General features: G+C 49.3%; 18 protein-coding genes. 6 read left to right on the top strand and 12 right to left on the bottom strand.

All coding sequences use genetic code 11. The features are described 5' to 3' along the window. Nucleotides 1-19 precede the first annotated feature (19 nt). From cyoE to ABWW03_RS04385, 4 genes are read right to left on the bottom strand one after another with little or no spacing between them, the layout of a single operon-like run. The gene (cyoE, locus tag ABWW03_RS04400) at nucleotides 20-934 is read right to left on the bottom strand and encodes a heme o synthase (RefSeq protein WP_353406608.1); all 915 of its coding nucleotides are present in this window, start codon (nucleotides 932-934) and stop codon (nucleotides 20-22) included. Continuing rightward, nucleotides 934-1,953, bottom strand: coding sequence for a COX15/CtaA family protein (locus ABWW03_RS04395; protein WP_353406607.1), 1,020 nt, complete (start codon nucleotides 1,951-1,953; stop codon nucleotides 934-936). Before ABWW03_RS04395 ends, cyoE begins: the two co-directional genes overlap by 1 nt. A gap of 17 nt (nucleotides 1,954-1,970) precedes the next feature. After that, complete coding sequence (locus ABWW03_RS04390; RefSeq protein ID WP_353406606.1) at nucleotides 1,971-2,597, bottom strand: hypothetical protein; 627 nt, start codon at nucleotides 2,595-2,597, stop codon at nucleotides 1,971-1,973. 6 nt (nucleotides 2,598-2,603) lie between these two features. Then, a complete protein-coding gene (locus ABWW03_RS04385) occupies nucleotides 2,604-3,302 on the bottom strand; it encodes an SURF1 family protein (RefSeq protein ID WP_353406605.1) in 699 nt (232 codons plus the stop codon). Nucleotides 3,303-3,380: 78 nt separating this feature from the next. On the opposite strand from ABWW03_RS04385, the gene ABWW03_RS04380 reads away from it, so the two are divergent. Beyond that, nucleotides 3,381-3,638, top strand: a complete 258-nt coding sequence (locus tag ABWW03_RS04380; RefSeq protein WP_353406604.1) for a DUF2909 domain-containing protein — start codon at nucleotides 3,381-3,383, stop codon at nucleotides 3,636-3,638. 11 nt (nucleotides 3,639-3,649) lie between these two features. Here ABWW03_RS04380 and ABWW03_RS04375 read toward each other — a convergent pair whose 3' ends face one another. From ABWW03_RS04375 to coxB, 4 genes are read right to left on the bottom strand one after another with little or no spacing between them, the layout of a single operon-like run. Continuing rightward, on the bottom strand, nucleotides 3,650-4,588 hold the full coding sequence (locus ABWW03_RS04375; protein WP_353406603.1) for a cytochrome c oxidase subunit 3: 939 nt from the start codon (nucleotides 4,586-4,588) through the stop codon (nucleotides 3,650-3,652). Nucleotides 4,589-4,639: 51 nt separating this feature from the next. Beyond that, nucleotides 4,640-5,191, bottom strand: coding sequence for a cytochrome c oxidase assembly protein (locus tag ABWW03_RS04370; protein WP_353406602.1), 552 nt, complete (start codon nucleotides 5,189-5,191; stop codon nucleotides 4,640-4,642). Between the two features lie 10 nt (nucleotides 5,192-5,201). Beyond that, nucleotides 5,202-6,752 carry a cytochrome c oxidase subunit I gene (gene ctaD / locus ABWW03_RS04365; RefSeq protein ID WP_353406601.1) on the bottom strand — a complete coding sequence of 517 codons (1,551 nt, stop codon included), beginning with the start codon at nucleotides 6,750-6,752 and terminating at the stop codon, nucleotides 5,202-5,204. A gap of 11 nt (nucleotides 6,753-6,763) precedes the next feature. Continuing rightward, nucleotides 6,764-7,915, bottom strand: a complete 1,152-nt coding sequence (gene coxB, locus ABWW03_RS04360; protein ID WP_353406600.1) for a cytochrome c oxidase subunit II — start codon at nucleotides 7,913-7,915, stop codon at nucleotides 6,764-6,766. A gap of 520 nt (nucleotides 7,916-8,435) precedes the next feature. Here coxB and ABWW03_RS04355 point away from each other — a divergent pair. Next, entirely contained in the window at nucleotides 8,436-9,761 is a 1,326-nt protein-coding gene (locus ABWW03_RS04355) for an MATE family efflux transporter (protein ID WP_353406599.1), read from the top strand. Nucleotides 9,762-9,944: 183 nt separating this feature from the next. Then, nucleotides 9,945-10,598, top strand: a complete 654-nt coding sequence (locus ABWW03_RS04350) for a hypothetical protein (RefSeq protein ID WP_353406598.1) — start codon at nucleotides 9,945-9,947, stop codon at nucleotides 10,596-10,598. Between the two features lie 26 nt (nucleotides 10,599-10,624). Here the strand turns inward: ABWW03_RS04350 and ABWW03_RS04345 are convergent, their stop codons facing one another. From ABWW03_RS04345 to ABWW03_RS04330, 4 genes are read right to left on the bottom strand one after another with little or no spacing between them, the layout of a single operon-like run. After that, nucleotides 10,625-10,861 (bottom strand): YheV family putative zinc ribbon protein, encoded by a 237-nt coding sequence (locus ABWW03_RS04345; protein WP_353406597.1) that lies wholly within the window; start codon nucleotides 10,859-10,861, stop codon nucleotides 10,625-10,627. A gap of 8 nt (nucleotides 10,862-10,869) precedes the next feature. Beyond that, nucleotides 10,870-12,921, bottom strand: a complete 2,052-nt coding sequence (locus ABWW03_RS04340; protein ID WP_353406596.1) for a M3 family metallopeptidase — start codon at nucleotides 12,919-12,921, stop codon at nucleotides 10,870-10,872. Between the two features lie 34 nt (nucleotides 12,922-12,955). Then, nucleotides 12,956-13,996, bottom strand: coding sequence for an AraC family transcriptional regulator (locus ABWW03_RS04335; protein ID WP_353406595.1), 1,041 nt, complete (start codon nucleotides 13,994-13,996; stop codon nucleotides 12,956-12,958). Further along, nucleotides 13,996-14,934, bottom strand: coding sequence for a GGDEF domain-containing protein (locus ABWW03_RS04330; RefSeq protein ID WP_353406594.1), 939 nt, complete (start codon nucleotides 14,932-14,934; stop codon nucleotides 13,996-13,998). Before ABWW03_RS04330 ends, ABWW03_RS04335 begins: the two co-directional genes overlap by 1 nt. Nucleotides 14,935-15,270: 336 nt before the next feature. Between ABWW03_RS04330 and ABWW03_RS04325 the strand changes: the two genes are divergently transcribed. The 3 genes from ABWW03_RS04325 (at nucleotide 15,271) to ggt (ending at nucleotide 21,742) form a co-directional block, all read left to right on the top strand. Then, complete coding sequence (locus ABWW03_RS04325) at nucleotides 15,271-17,829, top strand: TonB-dependent receptor (RefSeq protein WP_353406592.1); 2,559 nt, start codon at nucleotides 15,271-15,273, stop codon at nucleotides 17,827-17,829. 75 nt (nucleotides 17,830-17,904) lie between these two features. Continuing rightward, nucleotides 17,905-19,833, top strand: coding sequence for a phytase (locus ABWW03_RS04320; RefSeq protein ID WP_353406590.1), 1,929 nt, complete (start codon nucleotides 17,905-17,907; stop codon nucleotides 19,831-19,833). 136 nt (nucleotides 19,834-19,969) lie between these two features. Beyond that, nucleotides 19,970-21,742 carry a gamma-glutamyltransferase gene (ggt, locus tag ABWW03_RS04315; protein ID WP_353406588.1) on the top strand — a complete coding sequence of 591 codons (1,773 nt, stop codon included), beginning with the start codon at nucleotides 19,970-19,972 and terminating at the stop codon, nucleotides 21,740-21,742. Nucleotides 21,743-21,937 lie beyond the last annotated feature (195 nt).

The following is a 21,937-nucleotide window of genomic DNA, read 5'->3' as shown; positions in this document are numbered from 1 at the left end:
TGGGCAAATGAATCAACATCTAAGGCGCAATCACCATACGGACCGGGAAGGCATAGTGATCGATCAACATAACAACGAACAAACACATCAAGTAAATAATCGAATATTTGAACGTTTGCATGCCGGCATTTTTTCGATCAGTCAATAACATAACCAAGGCCCAATAAAGAAACCCAAGCCCCAAGCCTACCGCACCCAACAGATAAAACCAATTCAACATGCCCGTAGCAAAAGGCAAGAGGCTCACTGCCAGCAAAATGAAGGTATAGAGCAAGATATGGATCTTGGTATAGCGCTCACCATGAGTCACCGGCAGCATAGGGATATCCGCTTTGGCGTACTCGTCTTTACGGTGTACAGCCAAGGCCCAGAAATGCGGTGGCGTCCAGGCAAAAATAATCAGCATCAACAATAGGCCATGTCCCGCCACTTCCCCGGTTACCGCTGTCCAGCCTAACAATGGTGGCGCGGCACCGGCGATACCGCCAATGACAATATTTTGTGGTGTCGCACGCTTCAGGAACAAGGTGTACACCACCGCATATCCCAGCAATGAAGCGAGGGTCAGGTAGGCGGTAATTTCATTCACGAACAACAACAGAATGGCCATTCCCACAGTACCGAGTACCAGTGCAAATATGGCCGCATTTAATGGCTCCACACGCCCCCTCGCCACGGGGCGATTCAGGGTGCGCGCCATCTTCTGATCAATCTGACGGTCAACCAGGTGATTAATCGTCGCAGCAGAGCCTGCGCACAATGCGATACCCAGATTGCCCAACAGGAAAATATCCAGAGGCACCGCACCAGGAACGGCCAACAGCATGCCAATGACACTGGTAAGTATCATGAGAAGCACAACTCCCGGTTTACAAAGCTCGAGATAGTCGCGCCAGTTGGTATGATTTGATTTTACGACACTTGTTGTGCTCATCACGCTACCCTCATCGCCGTGAGTTGGTTATTTTTGTATAGCTTGTAAATAATGCTGATCAGAACCAGCAATAGAATGGCACCACCAATATTGTGAGCCACCGCCACTGCCAAAGGCAAGGCAAAAAAGACATTACTCAGCCCTAACGCCACTTGGATGCTTATTGCCGCCAACATGGCTAGGGCTGAACCATTAAAGTGCTTTGTCCATAATCTGAAAACAAACGCCAATCCCACCAATAAAACGATAACAGCGCCAATTCGATGGGCCAGGTGAATCGCTGTTCTCGCCTCAAGACCCAGTAAACCGCCCTCGTAATTTGGCCCGATTTGATGAGTTAACTCAAAACCTTCGGAAAAATCAGCGGCTGGCCACCATTGCCCCTGACAGGTCGGCAAGTCGGCACAGGCCAAGGCGGCATAATTTGAGCTGACCCAGCCTCCCAAGGCAATTTGCAAAACCACTAGGCACAGCAACACTACCGCAAGTTTGATCGGACCGCGATTTTGGTAGGCTTTTATTTCCGTAAATCGGGATCGAATTCGAAGACTCAGAAGCCAGAGCAGAGACAGTGTACAAAAGCCACCTAACAAGTGTGCCGTTACCACCTGAGGCAACAATTTCAGCGTGACAGTCCACATGCCAAACGCTGCCTGCAAGGTAACGAGAGCTATCAAAGCGACAGGTAATTTGATCGGTACACCCAAACCTTCCTTGCGACCCCGAAAGGCAAAATAAGCAATGGCTACAATGAGTAAACCAAGACTGCCTGCAAAATACCGATGGACCATCTCGGGCCAGGTTTTTTGTGTATCTACTGGTGAATCGGGAAATCTTTCTGCAGCCACTTGTTGTTCCGCAACGGTGTCGGGCCACAGTAAATGACCGTAACAACCCGGCCAGTCCGGGCAACCCAAGCCCGCATCAACCAAACGAGTAAACGCACCCAGACCGACAACCACGAAGGCCAGGCCCACAGCGGCCAAAACCAAACGATACTGCCATAGTAAATTCGACATTCCTGCCCGCATCATAACTACTCTTCGTTGGTAAACTTCAGAACGCGCTTGATATCTTTTAACAGCTGATTGCCATCGTGTTCAGCGTTATACGCCATCATGGCAAAACCATCTTCATCAACAAGAAAATAATGTTGGAGAATGTTGCTGTTTTCTGGAAGAGAACTGCTTGCCAACCAGTTTGAATACACCACGCTGTCTACTGGCATGACGCGCAAACGAGGATGTTCGAGCAAAAGTTTTTCCAACGTGGGGGTCATAGCATCGAGTGACACCATTACCCGCTCTACCCGACGAGCTTTTTCGCCCAAACGAATATGCACCTGACGAGTGACGTACAGCTTATTCAAACAAGCTTCATCGCAGTTCGCATTGTATGGAATTAACAGCCGCCATTTTTTACCGCTTGCCAAGAGACTCTGGCCTTCAGTATCCGCACGTGCAAACACATCAACCTGTTTGGCCGGGGTCAACATGATCCCCTCATTAATGGTTGAGCCGGGCATTCCGACACCCGTTTTATAAATCAACAAGGCCAACACCATCGGTAGGGCAATAATCCCAAAAAGAAACACGGCCTGCCAATTGCCGATTCTTTTCTTGGGTTTAGTGCTGTTATCAGCGTCTTGTACTTGTGCAACCATAGAATACTACTCAGCTTCTTCTTTATTGGAATGTTTATCTTTATTGAAACCTGCCAGCGTCAAAATATTGCTGCTGTAAATGATATACATGGTTAACAAGGCAAATGCCATAGCAAACCACTGAACGGCATAGGCCGTGTGCTTTTGTGGCAATACATTGACCGCCGGCCAATCGGTTATCAGCGCAGCCCGGCTATCTTGTTGCAGTCGGATAATATTATCAGCTACGTTTACCGCGTTGTTCTGGTCCAAGCTGCTGTACATGGCCTCAAGATGAACACGGCTGATCAGCTTTGGCCAACTCTCACTGCTCTGGAACGCGACCAGGGCATTCTCCATCGCGACGTGCACCCTCCCGATAATGGTCAGTTCACCCGTTGGAGTGATTACATCAGGCAGTGAACGACGACTCAAATCACCTTCAACCCATCCACGATTGACTAGAGCCACCGCGCCATCGGTATAAAACGGCATAATGATTTCGAAGCCGACCTTTCCTCGATGAATTCGGTTGTCCAACAACCAGTATTTTTGAGTTTCGAAATGCCCCGTCGCTTCAACCAAGCGTCCACTCTCAAGGGTATTGGCGTTCCACTGGATACCTGGCAGGCGTTTTACCTCTTCCAGAGCAGACAGTATCTGTATTTTTTCCTTAGCTCGATCCAATTGCCAAAACCCGAGGCTGACTAATAGCGGCAACAGCATTACCACGAGAAGGCTTAGTGGTATATTGAATTTAAATGTTAAACTTCGCAACGCTTACTACCAACAGAGGATGGACCAATGGCGATTAAAATAATTATTGTTCTGCTGTTTGTCGGGGTCTTGCTGTCTCTCTCGAGTGGCCTGTATTTTTTGCTTAAAGATTTTGGCCGTAAAGAATCCGATCGTTTGCGCATGGCGCTGGGCATTCGTATTGTCCTGGCAGCTGCCTTGCTGGGAGCGGTGTACTACGGTTTTTCCAGTGGAGAACTGCGTAGCCAGGCACCTTGGGATAAACGCCTGCACAGCAGCCAAGGCTCTGTGCAGGACGGCAACTGAGCGGTTGCCAATCAACCAAAGACGTAAACGTATAGGAACAAGCCTACCCACACGACATCAACAAAGTGCCAATACCAACTGGCCGATTCAAAACCAAAATGGTCATCCGACTTGAAATGGCCTTTCATCACGGAACGCAACCACATCACCAGTAACATAAAGGTGCCGAGGGTTACGTGGGCGCCGTGAAAGCCAGTCAACAAGAAGAAAGTCGCGCCGTAAATACCGGATTCAAGAGTCAGACCCATTTCCTGATAGGCGTGCACGTATTCTTCGATCTGAAGAATAATAAAGGCAATACCCAACAGTACGGTGAGCCCCAACCACAAGTTGAACTGACTACGGTTGTCTTTTTTCAGCGCACCGTGTGCAATATGAACCGTCACACTGGATGTCAAAAGAATGGCCGTGTTCCAGAATGGCAACCAGCCACCCCAATTGGTGAGACCGGGGTTACTCATATTCTGATCTGGACCACGCATCGTCGCAGCTTCACCATTTGCCGCCATATCGGGCGTGGTCATCACTGGCCACTCATGTTCATAACCAGGCCAAATCAAGTGATTACCCAAACCGGCATCCCCTTCTCCCGCCAGCCATGGTCCAGCTAGGCTGCGCACGTAAAACAATGCACCAAAGAACGCCGCGAAGAACATCACTTCGGAAAAAATAAACCACGCCATGCCAATGACATAAGACTTTTTCAACTGCGGACTGTTCAAGCCTTGAATATTTTCACTGATGACAATGGAAAACCAATTCCAGAGCACAAAGGCAAACATCAGTGCACCGCCGAAGAAAATCATCGGACCGTTTTCGCTGCCATTCAACCAGTTCGCTGCGCCCCAAACCGTTAGGAATAAACCAATAGAAGCAAAAATGGGCAGCTTACTTTGTTCTGGAACATAATACTCTTCATGCTCAACAGTGTTATTTTGACTACTCGACATAACTATCCCCGCCTTTTCAGTTATTTATGGGGTGGCCTTATGATTGGCCATTTAATTTTGGGCGATCGATTGCTGCGTTGCCGCCGCCGTAATATCAAACAAGGTGTATGACAATGTAATTGTATTGACCGATTTAGCGACACCGATATCTACAATAAAGCGCAGAGCCATCTCAGTACTCTCTCCCGCTTTTAGCGGTTGATTGTTAAAACAGAAACACTCTGTCTTATGGAAATACTCTGCCGCTTTAAAAGGAATTACACTCGGCACCGCTTGAGCAACCATGTTCTCGGCCGTTGGATTAGTGGCGAAATACTTAACCTCCACCTCTTCACCCGGGTGAACATAAATCTCGCTTTGCATTGGCTTGAACTGCCAAGGCATTGATTCATTGTTCGTCGCCAGGAATTGCACTTTGACCTTGCGGCTCTTATCCACTTCCGCCGATATGGCCTGGTACTGATCACCGGTCTTTCCATTCAAACCGGTTATCTCACAAAACACGTCATAGATGGGCGGCATAATAAATACAGCAAAGATAAACATGGCGACGACCGTGAACAGCAGTCGCCAGGTAACTCGCATGGTATCTTTTGCCGCCATGCTTACGCTCCTAGTCTACCTGAGGTGGTTTACTGAAGGTGTGGTACGGAGCAGGTGAAGCCACTGTCCATTCCAAACCTTCCGGATTTTCCCAAACCTCATCGGTCGCTTTCTTGTCACTGCGAATCGTTGCAATCACATTAAACAAGAACATGATTTGCGCAGCACCGAACAGGAATGCACCGACGGAAGACACCATATTCCAATCCGCAAACATCATGTTGTAATCCGGGATACGACGCGGCATACCCGACAGACCGGCGAAGTGCATTGGGAAGAACGTCAGGTTCAAGCCGATAAACGCAAGCCAGAAATGCGTCTTACCCATGGTTTCGTTGTACATATTTCCGCACCACTTGGGCAACCAGTAGTAGACCCCTGCGGTAATCGAGAAAATGGCACCCGGCACCAGAACATAGTGGAAGTGCGCAACCACAAAGTAGGTATCGTGATACTGGAAATCCGCCGGTGCGATGGCAAGCATCAATCCGGAAAAACCACCGATGGTAAACAGAATCACAAAGGCCACCGAGAACAACATCGGCGTTTCAAAGGTCATGGACCCTCGGAACATAGTCGTTACCCAGTTAAACACTTTCACACCCGTTGGCACTGCGATCAGCATGGTCATGTACATAAAGGCCAGTTCACCCGCCAGCGGCATGCCGACCGTAAACATATGGTGCGCCCACACCACAAAGCTCAAGAAAGCAATGGAAGCGGTGGCATACACCATGGAAGAGTAACCAAACAGCGGTTTACGCGCAAAGGTCGGAATGATTGCACTGACAATACCGAAGGCCGGTAAAATCATAATGTACACTTCCGGGTGACCAAAGAACCAGAATACATGCTGGAACAAAACGGGATCACCGCCACCGGCAGCATCAAAGAAGCTGGTACCGAAGTGGATATCAAACAGCATCATCGTAACCACACCGGCGAGAACCGGCATCACCGCAATCAGTAGATAAGCGGTGATGAACCAAGTCCACACGAACAGTGGCATCTTCATGTAAGTCATGCCCGGCGCGCGCATATTCATAATGGTCGCGATGATATTGATCGCACCCATAATGGAAGACGCACCCATGATATGAACAGCGAAGATAAAGAACGTTACGCTTGGAGGCGCATAGGTTGTCGATAATGGTGCATAGAATGTCCAGCCGAAGTTAGGCGCCCCGCCTTCCATAAATAACGTGGAAGTCATCATTGCGAACGCGAAGGGAAGAATCCAGAAACTCCAGTTGTTCATTCGTGGCAGAGCCATATCCGGAGCACCGATCATCATCGGGATCATCCAGTTTGCCAAGCCAACAAAGGCCGGCATAACAGCACCGAACACCATCACCAAGCCATGCATGGTGGTCATCTGGTTAAACAGTTCGGGCTCAACAATTTGCAAACCCGGCTCAAACAGTTCGGCGCGAATCACCAGGGCGAAAACACCGCCCAGTAAAAACATGGCAAAGCTGAACCAGAGGTACATGCTGCCAATATCTTTGTGGTTGGTCGTATACAACCAACGAGTAAAACCTTTTGCAGGACCGTGTGCCATGACGTGCCTCCTTATTGTTGTTTTGCTTTGAGCACATCAATGGGCTGAATGGTATCGCCCATATTATTGCCAAAGGCATTGCGCTGGTAAGTGACTACGGCTGCGAGATCAACTTCAGATAGCTGATCACCAAAAGCCGCCATGGCAGGGTTTGTCCGGCTACCGTTGATAACGATATCCATATGTTCTGCAAGTGGACCTGTGGCAATCGCGCTGCCTTTAATGGCCGGGAAGGTAGGAGGAATACCTTCACCATTTGGCTGGTGACAGGCAGCACACACGGTGTTGTAAACCTGCTCGCCTTTGGTATAAAGCTCATCGAAGGTAAACGTCTGATTGGCCATTTCTTTCAGCTTAGCCGCCATTTCCCGGCGTTCGCTAATCCACTGATCGTATTCTTCCTGGGGAACAGCTTTCACCACAATCGGCATAAAGCCATGATCTTTACCGCAGAGCTCCGCACACTGCCCGCGATAAATGCCCGGCTCTTCTACACGGGTCCAAGCGGCATTCATAAAGCCAGGGATCGCGTCTTTCTTCACCGCAAGATCGGGTACCCACCAAGAGTGGATCACATCGTTTGCCGTAATAAGGAAACGTACCTTCTTATTAATTGGAATGACCAGGGGCTCATCCACTTCCAACAAATAATTGGGATTTTTCTTTTGCTGGTTTTGAATTTCAGCAACGGGGGTACTCAACAGAGAGAAAAAGCTGACATCCTGACCGAGGTATTCGTATTTCCATTTCCACTGATAGCCGGTAATCACAACATCCATGTCAGCCTCTTCGGTGTCATAGATCTGCTTTAGGGTGGTGGTAGCGGGAATCGCCATAATGATCAGAATGACGAAAGGGATAATCGTCCAGATAATTTCCAGAGTGGTACTCTCATGAAAATTTTCAGCCTTGGCGCCCTTGGATTTACGGTGAGCCAACATGGTGTAAAACATCACACCAAACACCACAACGCCGATGCCAACGCACCACCAAAGGATATTCATATGAAGGCCGAAAATATCGCGACTGACGGTGGTGACACCTTCAGTCATGTTGAGCCCCCATCGCTCAACTTCTTCTTCGGCCATAGACTGCGTCGAAAAGGCGGCCAAAAAACAGGCGGCCAGCAGCCGGCTTAACAAGCTACGCGCTTGATATAACATTGCTTTTTATCTCCGTGTAGTCTTATACATTTTTATTACTACTTCTGGAGATGCCTAAATAATACGACCCAGCTTTATATCACTGGGAATGGGCACCCCCATTGGTCCGGAGCAGTTGTTGTTGCAACTACGACCAACTGGAGAACAAGGATCTACGTCAGTGTCGGCTATATACACTGTTAGCAACTTACGGTTGCTTTATGGTTTATTATTTTACTGCTGCGTGGTGGTTAACTCGCTTTCTATAAAGCGGACTACATAACTCCCGGCAAAACCCCAAACCGTTGTTTTCCAGAAGGCAGAACCAATGCTGTGCGACAAAACGTCGCAACAACAGCAGCACTAGAAGGCCACAGCATCAACATAAAGTCAATGTTTGATATTTAATTAATTCCTTTAGAAAAGGCCTTTGATCTCGTTTTGCTATAGCGATCATTTTATATTCGACTGCACTAATAATCGTATAATTAACGATATTTATGACTAAACTTTGCACGTTCAAAGTTGTTTGGAGATTTTTTTGGAAAATACACTTGCGCATCGCAAGGTTTTTAATCTTGCCATTCCAATGTTGCTATCGAGCATCAGCGTCCCCCTGTTTGGCTTGGTTGATACCGCCATTTTGGGGCACCTGGATACACCGGATTATCTCGCAGCAGTTGCCGTTGGCGCATCAGTCGTCAGTTTTCTGTTGTGGGCTTTTGGGTTTTTGCGCATGGGAACCACCAGTCTGGCAGCGCGAGCCTATGGAGCGGGGCACAATACCCAACTAAAACAGCTCTTCGGGCAATCCAGCGTGCTTGCCCTCGGCATTGGCTTGCTGATTGTGCTGCTGTCTCCCCTGCTCGTTCCGCTGGCCGTGGCATTGATGCAAAGCGATCAACAACTTGGTGAACTCAGCCAGGAATACATTCGTATTCGCCTGTTGGCAGCACCGGCCGTGCTCCTGTCTTATGCCATTATCGGCTGGTTTATCGGCCTACAAAATACTCGGGTGCCTCTTTATATGGCCGTCGCGGCCAACGCTGTGAATATCATTGGTGATGTGGTCTTCGTTCTGTATTGGGATATGGGAAGCCGCGGCGCCGCACTTGCCAGTCTCCTGGGTGATTTCACCAATCTGGCTCTCGGCCTCTATTTCGTGTTCCAGCAACTCAAACGCTTTTCTGACTCGCCATTTAACCTCAGAGTGCTCACCCAACTCGCCCCCTATCGGGAACTGCTCCAGGTCAATCGCCATTTATTTGTTCGAACACTGGTTTTGCTCGGCAGCTTGAGCTTTTTTACAGCACAAGGGGCCGCACAAGGCCCTTTGATTCTCGCAGCAAACGCTATTTTGTTGCAGCTGGTGCACCTCTCCTCCTATGCTTTGGACGGCTTTGCCCATGCCACAGAGGCGCTGGTGGGCAAGGCTGTCGGGCAGAAAAGCCCCGAATTATTCAAAGAGGCCTGCCTGAGCACTGCCTTTTGGTCCCTCATCGTAGCGGTTTTCATTGTACTGCTCTTCCATATTGGCCAGAGTTCCTTAATCACCCTATTCAGCGACGACCCAATGCTCCAACAGCAGGTCATTCACTATTATCCCTGGGTACTCGCCCTGCCTCTGGTCTCTGCCACCTGCTATTTTCTCGATGGGGTCTTTATTGGAACCGCCTATACCTTTGATATGCAGATCACCATGATTCTGTCCTCGTTTGTGGTGTTCCTGCCCACCTGGTGGCTCACCCAGGACCTGGGCAACCACGGTTTGTGGCTGTCGTTTTGTGCGTTTAATGGCGCTAGAGGCATTTTTTTGGCAATGATGTTCTGCTATCGTCAGCGGTCTGATTGGGGATTAGTCAATTAAAGGGAAATAAAAGACATTGGCATTGTCTATACTTAGCAGTACACCCTGAAAGCGACAGCTTTAAACACAGCACAATACACTGAAGATCAGCCCTATCATTTGATTTGTTTGAATTTGAGTCTATGTTTATCTGATTAAGATAATCATCGTCAGCAGAAAGATTTACGAAAAGAATGACTGATAATGAATGACGAACTGGTTCCACTGTCCGAGCTAAGGCGAGCGATCGACGTCGCCTTCAGCGAGAGTATGAACGATGTGAGCTTACATCGTTTTCTCGCGAGTCGAGCAAAAACGATGCATCGTAGCATCGGCTTTGCGGATGGTGATCAAGTAGAGCTTTTGCAACAGTTTGTTCATCGATACATCAAACAGGTCCCCGATGTTCTGGATCACTTCCATAAAATTTCAGTTGCTGCTGGTGTTGAAAGCGAACTCGAAGCGTTTTTAAACATCGCTATCGATTATTTTTTGCAACCATTGGACATCACCGCCAGCCACCGTGGTTTGATGAAAATTATGGATGCGGCTTACCTCGCACACCGTTTAATCGAAGAAGTGAATGATCGCTTTATGTCGAATGCAGGTGTGTCGATATCACCAATCGATAACACCGAAGATAATGTCGTGATGCACTTTCTGATCGGTGAAACCTTGGCCAATGAACTCGACTTGGCGGTTCACTATTCGGTCGAAATGCTCATCAGCCAGGATGCGCTGTTTAGCAAACATTCACTGATGCTTTATGTCGAGGCGCAGAAGTGCAGCCAAAAGAAAGCCAGAGAAAGCGACGACGCTAAAAGCGATAACGCTGTTCATCTGGCTCTGCTGCGCTAAGCTGACTCAAATTTATTCAAAACAACTCAATGCTTCTTGCCTAGCGGTTCGATTTGAATCACTTGCAGCTGATCCTGCTTTTCCTCTTCGGTGACATTCACTCGTGTGTCCAGTTCTCGAACCTGCGCTTGGAAATTCATTTTATCCTGATAACCACAAGATACGCACGCACGCCAATCGTGACCGTCTTCTTTATACATAACGATCTTATCCATCTTGGAACACTTGGGACATACGGCTCCGGCAATAAATCGCTTACTCATACTATCTCCTAAGCCATGCCATTGTGACGCAGCAAAGCCTGGCTGCTTGGGGCTCGTCCACGAAATCGTTCATACAAATCAGCAATATCTTCACTACCACCCCGGCTCAACAGCGTTTCCAAAAACCATTGGCCAGCTTCTGAACTGAAAATACCTTTCTCTTCAAAATAGGAGAAAGCATCAGCCGACAGAACTTCAGCCCATTTGTAGCTGTAATAACCCGCTGCATAACCACCCGCAAAAATATGGGAAAAGCCATTTTGGAATTTATTGAACGCGGGTGGTTTAATCAATGCGATTTCATCGCGAACCTGATCAAGCACTCGCTGGGGGTCGACTGGGGCATCAGCCTGATAATCTCTGTGTAACAGAAAATCAAACAATGCAAATTCAATTTGTCGCAGCATCTGCAAACCCGCCTGGAAATTTTTCGCAGCCAGCAACTTGTCCAACATATCCTGAGGTAAACTCTCGCCGGTTTCATAGTGAGCCGATATCATCGCAATCGATTCCGCCTGCCAGCACCAGTTTTCCAGGAATTGACTGGGCAGTTCAACTGCATCCCAAGGTACACCATTAATACCACTGACTGCCGCAACGTCGATCTCAGTCAACATATGATGCAGGCCATGGCCGAATTCATGAAATAATGTGGTTACTTCATCGTGACTCAGCAAGGCAGGTTTATCCCCCACCGGAGCCGTGAAATTACACACGAGATACGCAACCGGCAGCTGCAAACCGCTTTCGGTTTTTCGGCGTACTCGACATTCGTCCATCCAGGCACCACCGCGCTTATGTTCTCGGGCAAAAAGATCCAGATAAAAACGCGCTAACACCTGGCCGGATTTTTCGATACGAAAGAACTTCACATCCTCGTGCCATAAATCGGCTTCCGGCTCTTCAAATATATCAATACCGAAGAGTTTGTTGACGATATCAAACAAACCTTTAATAACAACCGGTGCCGGGAAATAAGGCCTTAGCGCTTCATCCGACACGTCAAAGGTTTCCTGTTTGAGCTTTTCGCCGTAGTAATTCAAGTCCCAGGCTTGCAAGTCACCTTGAAGGCCTTGTGCGATGGCAAAGCTTTGCAACTCCTGAAAGTCCTTCTCAGCAACCTCACGGCTGCTGTCGGCCAGTTCTCGCAGAAAATTCACAACGTCATCGGTTTGCTTCGCCATTTTCCTGGCAATGGAAAGCTCGGCATAATTATTGAAGCCCAACAAATCAGCCAATTGGTGACGCAACTGCAAGGTTTCTTCAATCAAGGGGCTGTTGTCCCATGGACCTTCTTCATCATTCAAACGCACCGTATTTTCACTGGCACGACTGACGTAGGCACGGTACATAGTCTCACGTAACTCTCGACGATCTGCGTACTGCATAACCGCCAAATAGGATGGAATATCAAGCGTCAACACAAAGCCTTGCAATGACTTGGCTTCTGCCGTCTGCTTCGCAATGTCCCGTTGCATCTGTGGCAATCCCGCCAACAGGGTTTCGTCTTCGGTATGGAAATACCAAGCCTGATTCGCATCCATGACATTGTTAGAGAACTGCGTACTGAGTTCGGACAGACGAGACTTAATCTCCCCAAAGCGGGCTTTATCTTGCTCAGATAAACTTACCCCTGCCAACTTGAAATCTCGCAATGCCTGCTCAATCGTGCTTTGCTGCGCTGCACTGAGTTGCGAGTACTCGGCACTGTCGGCGAGCTGCTGATAGGCTTTGAACAAGGCTTCATTCTGACCAAGGCCAGTGCTGTACTCTGTCAGCTTTCCAATACAAGCTTGGTAGGCTGCTCGTAGACCATCATTATTCACCACTGAATGCATATGGCTGACGGGCGACCAAGCCTTGGAAAGACGATCAGAGCGGGCCTCCAAAGGGTCAATCAGAGAGGCCCAACTGGGTTGGCTCCCCAGCTGAGCCAATTGTGTTTCCAATTCGGTTTTGGACTGATCAATCAACGAGCTGATCGCTGACTCAATATGTTCATTGTCAATTTTGGAAAACGGAGGCAAGAGAGTGTCTTGCAGCAAGGGATTGGAATTCATGTCTCTGGGATCTCATCATACCGAGGTGATCCGCCTATTTTAGCTGAAATCCATTCGAGAAATAAGCCGCCGGGCTGAGTCCAGTCCAGCGCTTGAAAGAACGTTTGAAGTTGTGCTTATCATGATAATTCAGTTTCGCCGCAATCTGCTCGGTATTGAGCTGACCACTGAGCAGATAGTAGATGGCCTGGTGCCGGCGAGCGCTGTCCAGCAACTGTTGATAACGGCTGCCTTCGGCCTTCAGATAGCGTTTAAAAGTCGCCACGCTCAAATCGAACTGCTCGGCCAATTGTTCCAAACTCGGCGGATCACTGATTTGCCTTTGCAGCTGATCATAAACCAATAAGGCAAGACTGCGACAAGGAACCGCCCCCTGCTCCCGAACACTGTCTGCACAGGCTTCCAGAGCCATACTGTACTGCGCCTGAGAACCTCGCGGTAACGTTTGGTGCAGGCAGGCCCGAGGAATAACAATCGCATTTATATGGGTATTAAAGCTGGGTGAATTTCCGTAGTGAACCAAATATTGTTCGCGGTAGGCCGGCGTCTTAAACGCATGCAGGTATTGCCAATGACGGGTATCCGCCCCAAGCCAACGACACAATGATAAGCAGGCACTGTTAACGGCTTCGAGTAGAAAGTCATGGATGTAATCATCTGCGTCGAGGCTCAGCAGTTGAACATAGAGCTCTTGATCATTGTAATGACAACGAAATTCCACTAAAGGCAAAGCCAGAGACCCGTAGGCCACCAACAGTTCAAAAACATCTTGAACCGTAGGCGAGGCCAAAATAGCCCGACTGAATTGCGGATGGTTGCCCGGTAAAAGATATTGCCCCAATAAAAAGCTGCAATCATCGGCCGAAAAACACCGCCTGGCATTTTGATAGAGTAACAGTAATTGCGCAGCGGAAATCATGTGCTTACGGTGCTCGATATCCTGCGCAAAGATTCCGGTACCACGCAATAGCTTGTCTAAATGAATCGAACGACTCTGCGCCAGCTCGAAGACTCCCAGTAACTGCTCCTGAGCGACAATTCGTTTTTCATGCAGGTCAATATAGGAACGATTCATTACGCTACCTTAAGAACTCGTTCTTCTTTCGCTTTCGCCAATCGATAGTTGGCGCGACGAAGCAATTGCTCAACAGGATCATCATCCGTAAGCTGCACATCAAGGCCATCGGTCGCTATACCGGTGCTTACCGTATGAAACTGGGCCAAGTCGCTATTGCGTGCGTGAAACGCAAAATGTTTGCAAACACCTTCCAATTGCTGAGCCAGTAATTCAGCCATAAGTTGGCAGGTCGCCGGTAACACAATCGCAAAGCGGTCACCTGCATAACGACATAACAAATCCCGACGCCTTAGATTCAGCAATAATAATTCCGTCAACTCTCGCAACAGACGGTCGCCCTCACCCATTCCCAAGCTACGATTGATTTCCCGAAAGTCATCAATATCCAGCATCAGTATTGACGTCGGCAAACCTTCAGCTCTCGCCATATTCAACTCCGCTTCCAATTGCTGGCGCAGGTATTGGGCATCCGCCAAACCGGTAATTTTATCCATTCGGCGATGGTCTCTTAAGCCCCGTTCGCGTTTGCGCAGCTGCTCATTCAACGCTTGCTGCTCACGATACCAGTACAATAAACCGATACTCATCAACAGCATTCCGATGGGCATGGGTATGGACTCTACAGCGTGGTTCCAGACAGTGGCCTCGGGTAGTCGCACAATTTCATCCAGCAGATCCTGTCCACTTGCAATTAAAAAGCAGGCAAATCCCCAAAACAGCAAACGAGTCACCGGTCCGTCTGGACGAGTGGACAAAACCCCAACAAGCCACACGAGGCACAACCAGACTGCGCCACCTTCACCCGCGATATCCAGCCAGTCAATTTCTTGCCAACTCTTGCTGTTACCCAGCGCAAAGGTGCTAAGAATTTGGATATTAAGTAAGACAAAAATCAGTGCCAGCTTGCGGCCATGATTTTTTAACTGTTGCAACATATTGAACCCTTCTCGATGTCGGTCCAATAAAACAGGCCGGCGTGACACATTTATGACAGACAGAATTCACCTGAAACCGGCCTGTGGCCCATCAGCTCAACACTTTTTGGAAAAAGCACTTTAAAAAAGGTTTTTTCTTCGCGTCTTTGATCAATATTCGGGCCTGTAACGCAACTTTAGGGGGTCTTAAAAGCTCAAGTTGCGGTCTTTTTCAACACCTTGTCACCCCGCCAGTCCCTCTCCTTCCTCACTGACATACGTTCGTCACCAATCTGTCACATAGTCTTCCTAACGTTCGCTGCAAAGCCTCAAGGCATATTGACAAAGGGAGCCACCATGGCCAACGCAACGCATCAACCATTTTTACCCAGCCGATTGGCTGTGGCGATTGCCACTTCCATTGCCGCCAGCGGATTCGTCAGCCACAGCACAGCACAGAGCAATGAAAAACTGGAAGAGATCATCGTTTTCGGGAACGCCGCCAGCTTGAACCGTGCACTGGAAAAGCAGCGTATGGCGGACAACATCAAGAGCGTGATCAGTGCAGATTCTATCGGTAAATTGCCCGACACCAACGTTTCCGAAGCTTTGCAACGAGTTCCAGGCGTCTCTATCGAACGAGACCAGGGCGAAGGACGATTTGTCAGTGTGCGCGGTCTGTCCGCCGATCTGAACTCGGTCAGTATTAATGGCATGAGCACCCCCTCCCCTGAATCCGATCGTCGCGCCGTTGCTCTGGATGTCATTCCCTCTGATCTGGTTGAAACTCTCGAAGTAACCAAATCGATTACACCGGATATGGACCCCGACGCTATTGGTGGCTCAGTGGACGTAAAAAGCGTTTCTGGTTTTGATCGCGACGGTTTGTTTTATTCTGTCAGCAGTGAAGGCAGCTACGACGATCTGAGTGGCGAAAGCAGTCCAAAATTTGCCGCCAGCGCCAGTAATATTTTCAGTGTCGGAAAAGGCTCAGATAATCTGGCGATTGCCGGTGCCATCAGCTGGTTCGATCGTGAGTTTGGCTCCAACAACAGTGAAACCGGAGGCAAGTGGGAGATTGAAGAGGGTGAAGCCAAACTGGAAGAGTTCGAGCAGCGCAATTACGACATCACCCGTGAGCGATTAGGCGCCGCGTTTAATGTCGATTATAAAATCAACGACAACCATCAAATCTACCTGCGCAACCTGTTCAGTGAATACACCGATACTGAGCAACGCCTGGCCAACATTATTGAGTTTGAAGATCCTCTGGCACCCGGTGAGCTGGGTGGTTTAAAAGAAGATGATTTTATTGACGGTGACGGCAATGAGCTCGAAGACACTCCCATCGCCGTTCGCGAATTAAAGCAGCGTTTGGAAACTCAAAAAATCTACTCATCTGTCTTTGGCGGCGAATACCAATTGAACGACTGGACATTGGAATACAATGTTGGCTACAGCAAATCCGAGGAAGTCGAACCTGAACATATTGCCGAAGCTAAGTTCGTGGCCCATATTGAGGGCGATGTGGGTTTTACTCAAGGTAGCCAACCTCAGCCAATGGTTCCAGAAAGTTTCTATGACCCCAATCGCTACTTTCTCGAGTCCGTCGAATTGGCTCGCTCCCACGCCCAGGACGAAGCCAGCAGCTTTAAGTTTGATGTGTCTAAATCTACCGAAATCGCCGGGAACCCAACGCTTTTAAAGTTCGGTGCCAAAATGACCCAGCGTGAAAAGACCGCCGATGAAACCGTCAATAAAGTCGAAGAAACGTTGCACCCACTGAGCGATTTTGCCAACAGTGATGTAAATTATAAACTGCATCGTTTTGGACCCGGCATTAACTCCAGTGCCGTGTTGGCCGCTATTCAGGGTGAAGAACGTGAATTGGATATCGAAGAATCCAACGCGGGAGACTGGACCATTGAAGAAGACTTGCGGGCTGTTTACGCCATGGCCACTATGGATATTGATCAATTGCGTGTGGTGTTCGGTGCGCGTTATCAGGAGGTCGATTTCGATGCGAACGGTTTTGCTTATGATGATGACGCCGATGATGGACAACAAATCAGCCCACGTCGTGCCCGTCGTAAGGATTCACACTTCTTGCCGGCCTTCCACCTGCGCTACTCGGTAAGCGAAAACACCCAGCTGCGTGCTGCTTGGACCAATTCCGTTGTTCGCCCAACCTTCGAGCAGGCACGTCCCGGTTATATTCTGGAAGACGACGGTGAAAAAGGTTCCTTCGGTAACCCTATGCTGCAGCCTTGGGAAACCAGCAACTTGGACCTGGGCGTCGAACACTATATGGGATTTGCCGGTGTTGTTTCAGCCTTTGCATTCTATAAAGACATTGATACTTTTATTTACGATACCGTTACTGATCAATTGGCGGGCTTTGATGCCATCGAAGAAGCCGAGATCGCCTTGAATGGCCAAGACGCTAAACTGTACGGTGTAGAATTTGCGTGGTCAAAACAACTGAATGAGCTCCCGGAACCTTTTAACGGTTTACTGTTGTCCGCCAATTTGACACTGGCCGAATCCGACGCACAAATCGACACTATTGAAGGCTCACGCAGTATTCGTCTGCCTCAGCAGTCGGATACGACGGGTAATTTCACCATTGGCTATGACAACGACAAATTGAGCCTGCGTTTAGCTGCCAATTACAAATCCAACTATCTGGACGAAATCAATGCTGAAAGCCCGGTGAACGACATTATCGTCGATGACCATTTCCAACTGGATTTCAGTGCGCGTTACTTTATCCAGGACAATATTCAAATCTTCTTTGAAGCAATCAATATTAACGACGAGCCATTCTACGCCTATGTGAGCAATCCTCGCTGGAATGCCCAGTTCGAAGATTACGGCCCCACCTTCAAACTGGGCGCCACCATTACCAACTTTTAATGGTTCCATTTTCCCAGTGGTACTGTCGAGTCTCCCCTATAACTCGGCAGTGCCGCTGATTTTAAGAAGACAGTTATGCAAACATATACTTTTCTGAAAAATACTCTGCCCTACAGTATTGCCCTGGCAATTCTTGGCTTAGGCCTTGCCGCCTGTGGCGAACAGAACAAAGCACCGGAACAGAATCATTCCCCGGATATTCAAGCAACAAACAAACATCTTACAGAAGACATTTCCGTTATATCTACCTTCTCGATCGATCAGGCTGATCAGTTGATTACCGCACCGGGATTTTTAATCGCTGTCAGCGAGGCCTTTGGTCTTCAGTTACTGGATAACAACGGAACCTTAATTGACCACTACAACGGAAAATTTGAATTGGGTGATCATCGTTTTCTTGACGGGCAACTTCGTTTGCTATTGGTGGATAAAAACACCAACATCCCAACCTTATTTACGATTGTTGATCGTCGTTTAACGCGAGTGAATCAATTCGAGAGTCCACATTTTAATATTGATGGCTTGTGTTTGAGCCAGAATGCCCATCAGTTATTCAGCTTTTATCTCGATGGCGAAGGCCACGCCCAGCAATGGTTGTTGGCGGATTATGGCGATGCTCGTTTAGTCCGTAGTTTTACCACCGCGCCGGGAAGCTATTGCGCCGTCGATGATTCAGCACAGCGACTCTACATCAGCGAAGAAAACAGTGGCGTCTGGTCATATGAAGCACAAGCGGAAGCGGAAGCCGGCCGTGAACTGATCGCTCTCAGTAAAACCTGGGGTGGCATACTAGGCACGGACATTGCGGCTATCAGCCCGGTTGCTGGCGGCTTCGCGGCTATCTCACCGAGCGATCACTCCGTTACGCTTGTCCAAAACGGTGAACTCACTGCCCGCTTCGCTTTGGAAAGCGCCGCCGAAAGCGAACAACTCGCCGTGCAGCACAGTGGGACTCAAATCACCTTCAGCACGGTGGATGAACATGGCCAGGCCTATCGTTGGGACTATGCTGTTCAGCCCCAGAAACCTGACTCTACTAACATGATTGTCGAGATTCCCGCTGAGATGGAAACTCTTGCTATGCCTCGACATGGGGATGTTGCGGACGACCCTGCTATCTGGTTTAACAAGGCCGCGCCCAAGCGCTCCCTGATTCTGGGCACAAACAAAACCGCCGGTTTGCACAGTTATACCCTAGACGGCAAACAGCGTCAGTTCCTTGGGACCGGCCGCCTGAATAATGTCGACATTACCTACCAAACCATATTGAGTGACGGGGAAAGCGATATCGCTGCCGCCAGTTTACGCAATAACAACAGCATCGCCATGTTTCGGATTTCAGGCAACGGCAATTTGTCGGAAGCCGGACAAATTGCCACCAATATGCATGAAATTTATGGCCTCTGTATGTTCCAGGCTGAGGATAAAACCTATGTACTGGCCAACGATAAAAGCGGCCTCTACCAACAATATGAAATTGCTGGCTCATCCACAAACATGACCGGCACCCTGAGAAGAGAATTCAGCTTACCCGGTCAGCCCGAAGGTTGCGCGATCGATGAAAAGCAGGGCCTGTTGTTTATGGGCGAAGAAGATGCTGGCATCTGGGTTGTGAATAGCCAGGCCGATAGCCAGGATACCCCCGAGCTTATCCATAAGATTGGCGACTACCTGCACGACGATGTCGAAGGCATAACCGTGTACCAAGGTAAACAACAAAATTATTTAATTGTATCCAGTCAAGGGAACAACAGCTATGCGGTGTTCGAAACAACGGCACCTTACCGATATCGCGGCTCCTTTAGAATCGGCATGAACCCAGTTCTCGGCATCGACGGCACGTCAGAAACCGATGGCCTGCACGTCAGCAATGCAAACTTTGGTGGCAACTTCAAAGAAGGCATGCTGGTGGTCCAGGATGGCCACAACGTCCTGCCCACGGAACCACAAAACTTCAAAGCGATCTCCTGGACGGCCATTAAATCCACCTTGCAATTGGATTAGCGTTTGCCCTCAGCCTCCTGTTTTTTGAGGTGGTCCATTTTGTTAACTCACCGTTAACAAAATGGACCTTGTCTGCGCTTGTTCCCCCAGATGAATATCGGTAGCGTAGATCAGCCAATGTATTCTGGGGAACATCATGAAATCCATCGCGACAACTATTCTGTTTGGCGGCGCCTGCATGCTGACCACGGCCACCAGTATTGCCGATAAAGGCCGTGCTGAAGCTCTGGCCTGGCCCCCAAAACAGGACTCAAATTCCAGCTATATTCTTCGCTATGACAGCATCCATCACAGCGTGAACAGCCGAAAAGGTATGGTGGTGAGTCAAAACGCTGTCGCGAGCCAAGTCGGGCGCGATATTCTGGCCAAAGGAGGTAATGCGGTCGATGCCGCCGTTGCCGTTGGCTTTGCTCTGGCCGTCACTCTGCCCCGGGCAGGCAATCTGGGCGGAGGGGGATTTATGCTGATGTATTCCGCAGACGACGGCAACACCACCGCCATTGATTACCGGGGCGAAGCGCCCTCCTCGATCCGCTCAGATGACTATATTGACGACAAGGGCAAAGTTGATCGCAATAAGACTCGACTGGGCCATACCGCCTCCACGGTACCGGGTACAGTCTCTGGCTTATACGCTGCCCATCGGGCCCGGGGCAAACTACCCTGGGCCAGCCTGCTGGAACCGGCTATCCGATTGGCGGAGAAAGGGATTACGGTGACCGAAGACCTCTCCTGGGCCTTGAAAGCAAAAGCCAAAGTGCTGACCCAAAACCCGGAGAGCTGTCGCATCTTTTTCAAAAATTGCAGCGGCTATCTCGAAGCTGGGGATACACTGGTTCAAAAGGATCTTGCTGACTCTCTACGTCTCGTTGCCAAACACGGAGAATCCGCTTTTTATAAGGGTGAACTGGCCGAGAAAATCATTGCCGACATGAACGCCAATGGTGGTTTTTTCCAGGCCAAGGACCTCGCCAGCTATCAGGCTCGCACCGTTGCCCCCCTGAGCAGCGCCTATCGCGACCATCAGGTACTGACCATGCCCCCACCCGCCGGTGGTTTGCCCCTGCTGCAGATTCTCAATATCCTGGAACATTATGATGTACGCGCCATGGGGGCTGGCTCTGCAGACAATCTTCACGTCCTCGCCGAAGCGATGAAGCAAGCCTATGCCGATCGTTTTGAGTATCTTGGCGACCCACGCTTCAGCACAGTGCCCGTGGACGCATTGCTGGACAAGAAGCTGGCGAAACGACAAGCCGAACGTATCCACTTGAATCAAACCTTGGACGCCCGCAAGCTCAACGCCAGTGTGCTGGAAGGCCCTGCACCCGGACCCGATACCACCCATTACTCTATTGCCGACAGTGAAGGTAACTTGGTGTCCAATACCTACACCCTCAGCGCGTCCTTTGGTTCCGGCGTGACGATACGAGGCACCGGTATATTGATGAATAACCAAATCAATAACTTTGTGATTCGACCAAGCCATGTCTACCAAGACAGTCCCCGTGAGCCCAATGCCATCGCCCCTGGCAAGCGCACAAAGAGTACCCAGTCACCCACGCTGGTATTCAAAGACGGCAAGCCGGTTCTGGTCACAGGCACTCCGGGTGGACGCCGAATCATTACCACCGTCGCTCAGCTGATCTCCAATGTCGTAGACCACCAGATGAACGTGGCCGATGCCACAGATTTTCCTCGCATTCATCAGGGCTGGGGCAACCGGGATTACAAACTGGAGCACGAGGCGGGTTTCAGTCCAGATACTCTCAAGTTGTTGAAAGACAAGGGCCATCAGCTCAAAGCCGGGGCCACCATGGGCAGCACCCAATCGATCGCCATCGAAGACGGCCTCTATCGAGGTGCTGCTGACAGTCGGAGACCGGGCGCCGCGGCCATTGCCTTGTAAGGTGGCCTGTAACAATTCATTTACAGCCTGTTACAACTTATCACAGGCTTGCAGCAGTTGGTTTACTCACGGTCGTTAGTATGGAATGGCTGGAATTTGCCCATTGGACAACCGACGGGCCCAGCCCATGACTGTCACATGATGCTGAACAATAATAAAGGCTGACTCTGAAGTCAGTCTGATACCGGAGAGTCC

Source organism: Pseudoteredinibacter isoporae (assembly GCF_040372805.1).
GTDB classification, from domain to species: Bacteria; Pseudomonadota; Gammaproteobacteria; order Pseudomonadales; family Cellvibrionaceae; genus Pseudoteredinibacter; species Pseudoteredinibacter isoporae_A.
This window is presented reverse-complemented; position numbering and strand designations above follow the sequence as displayed.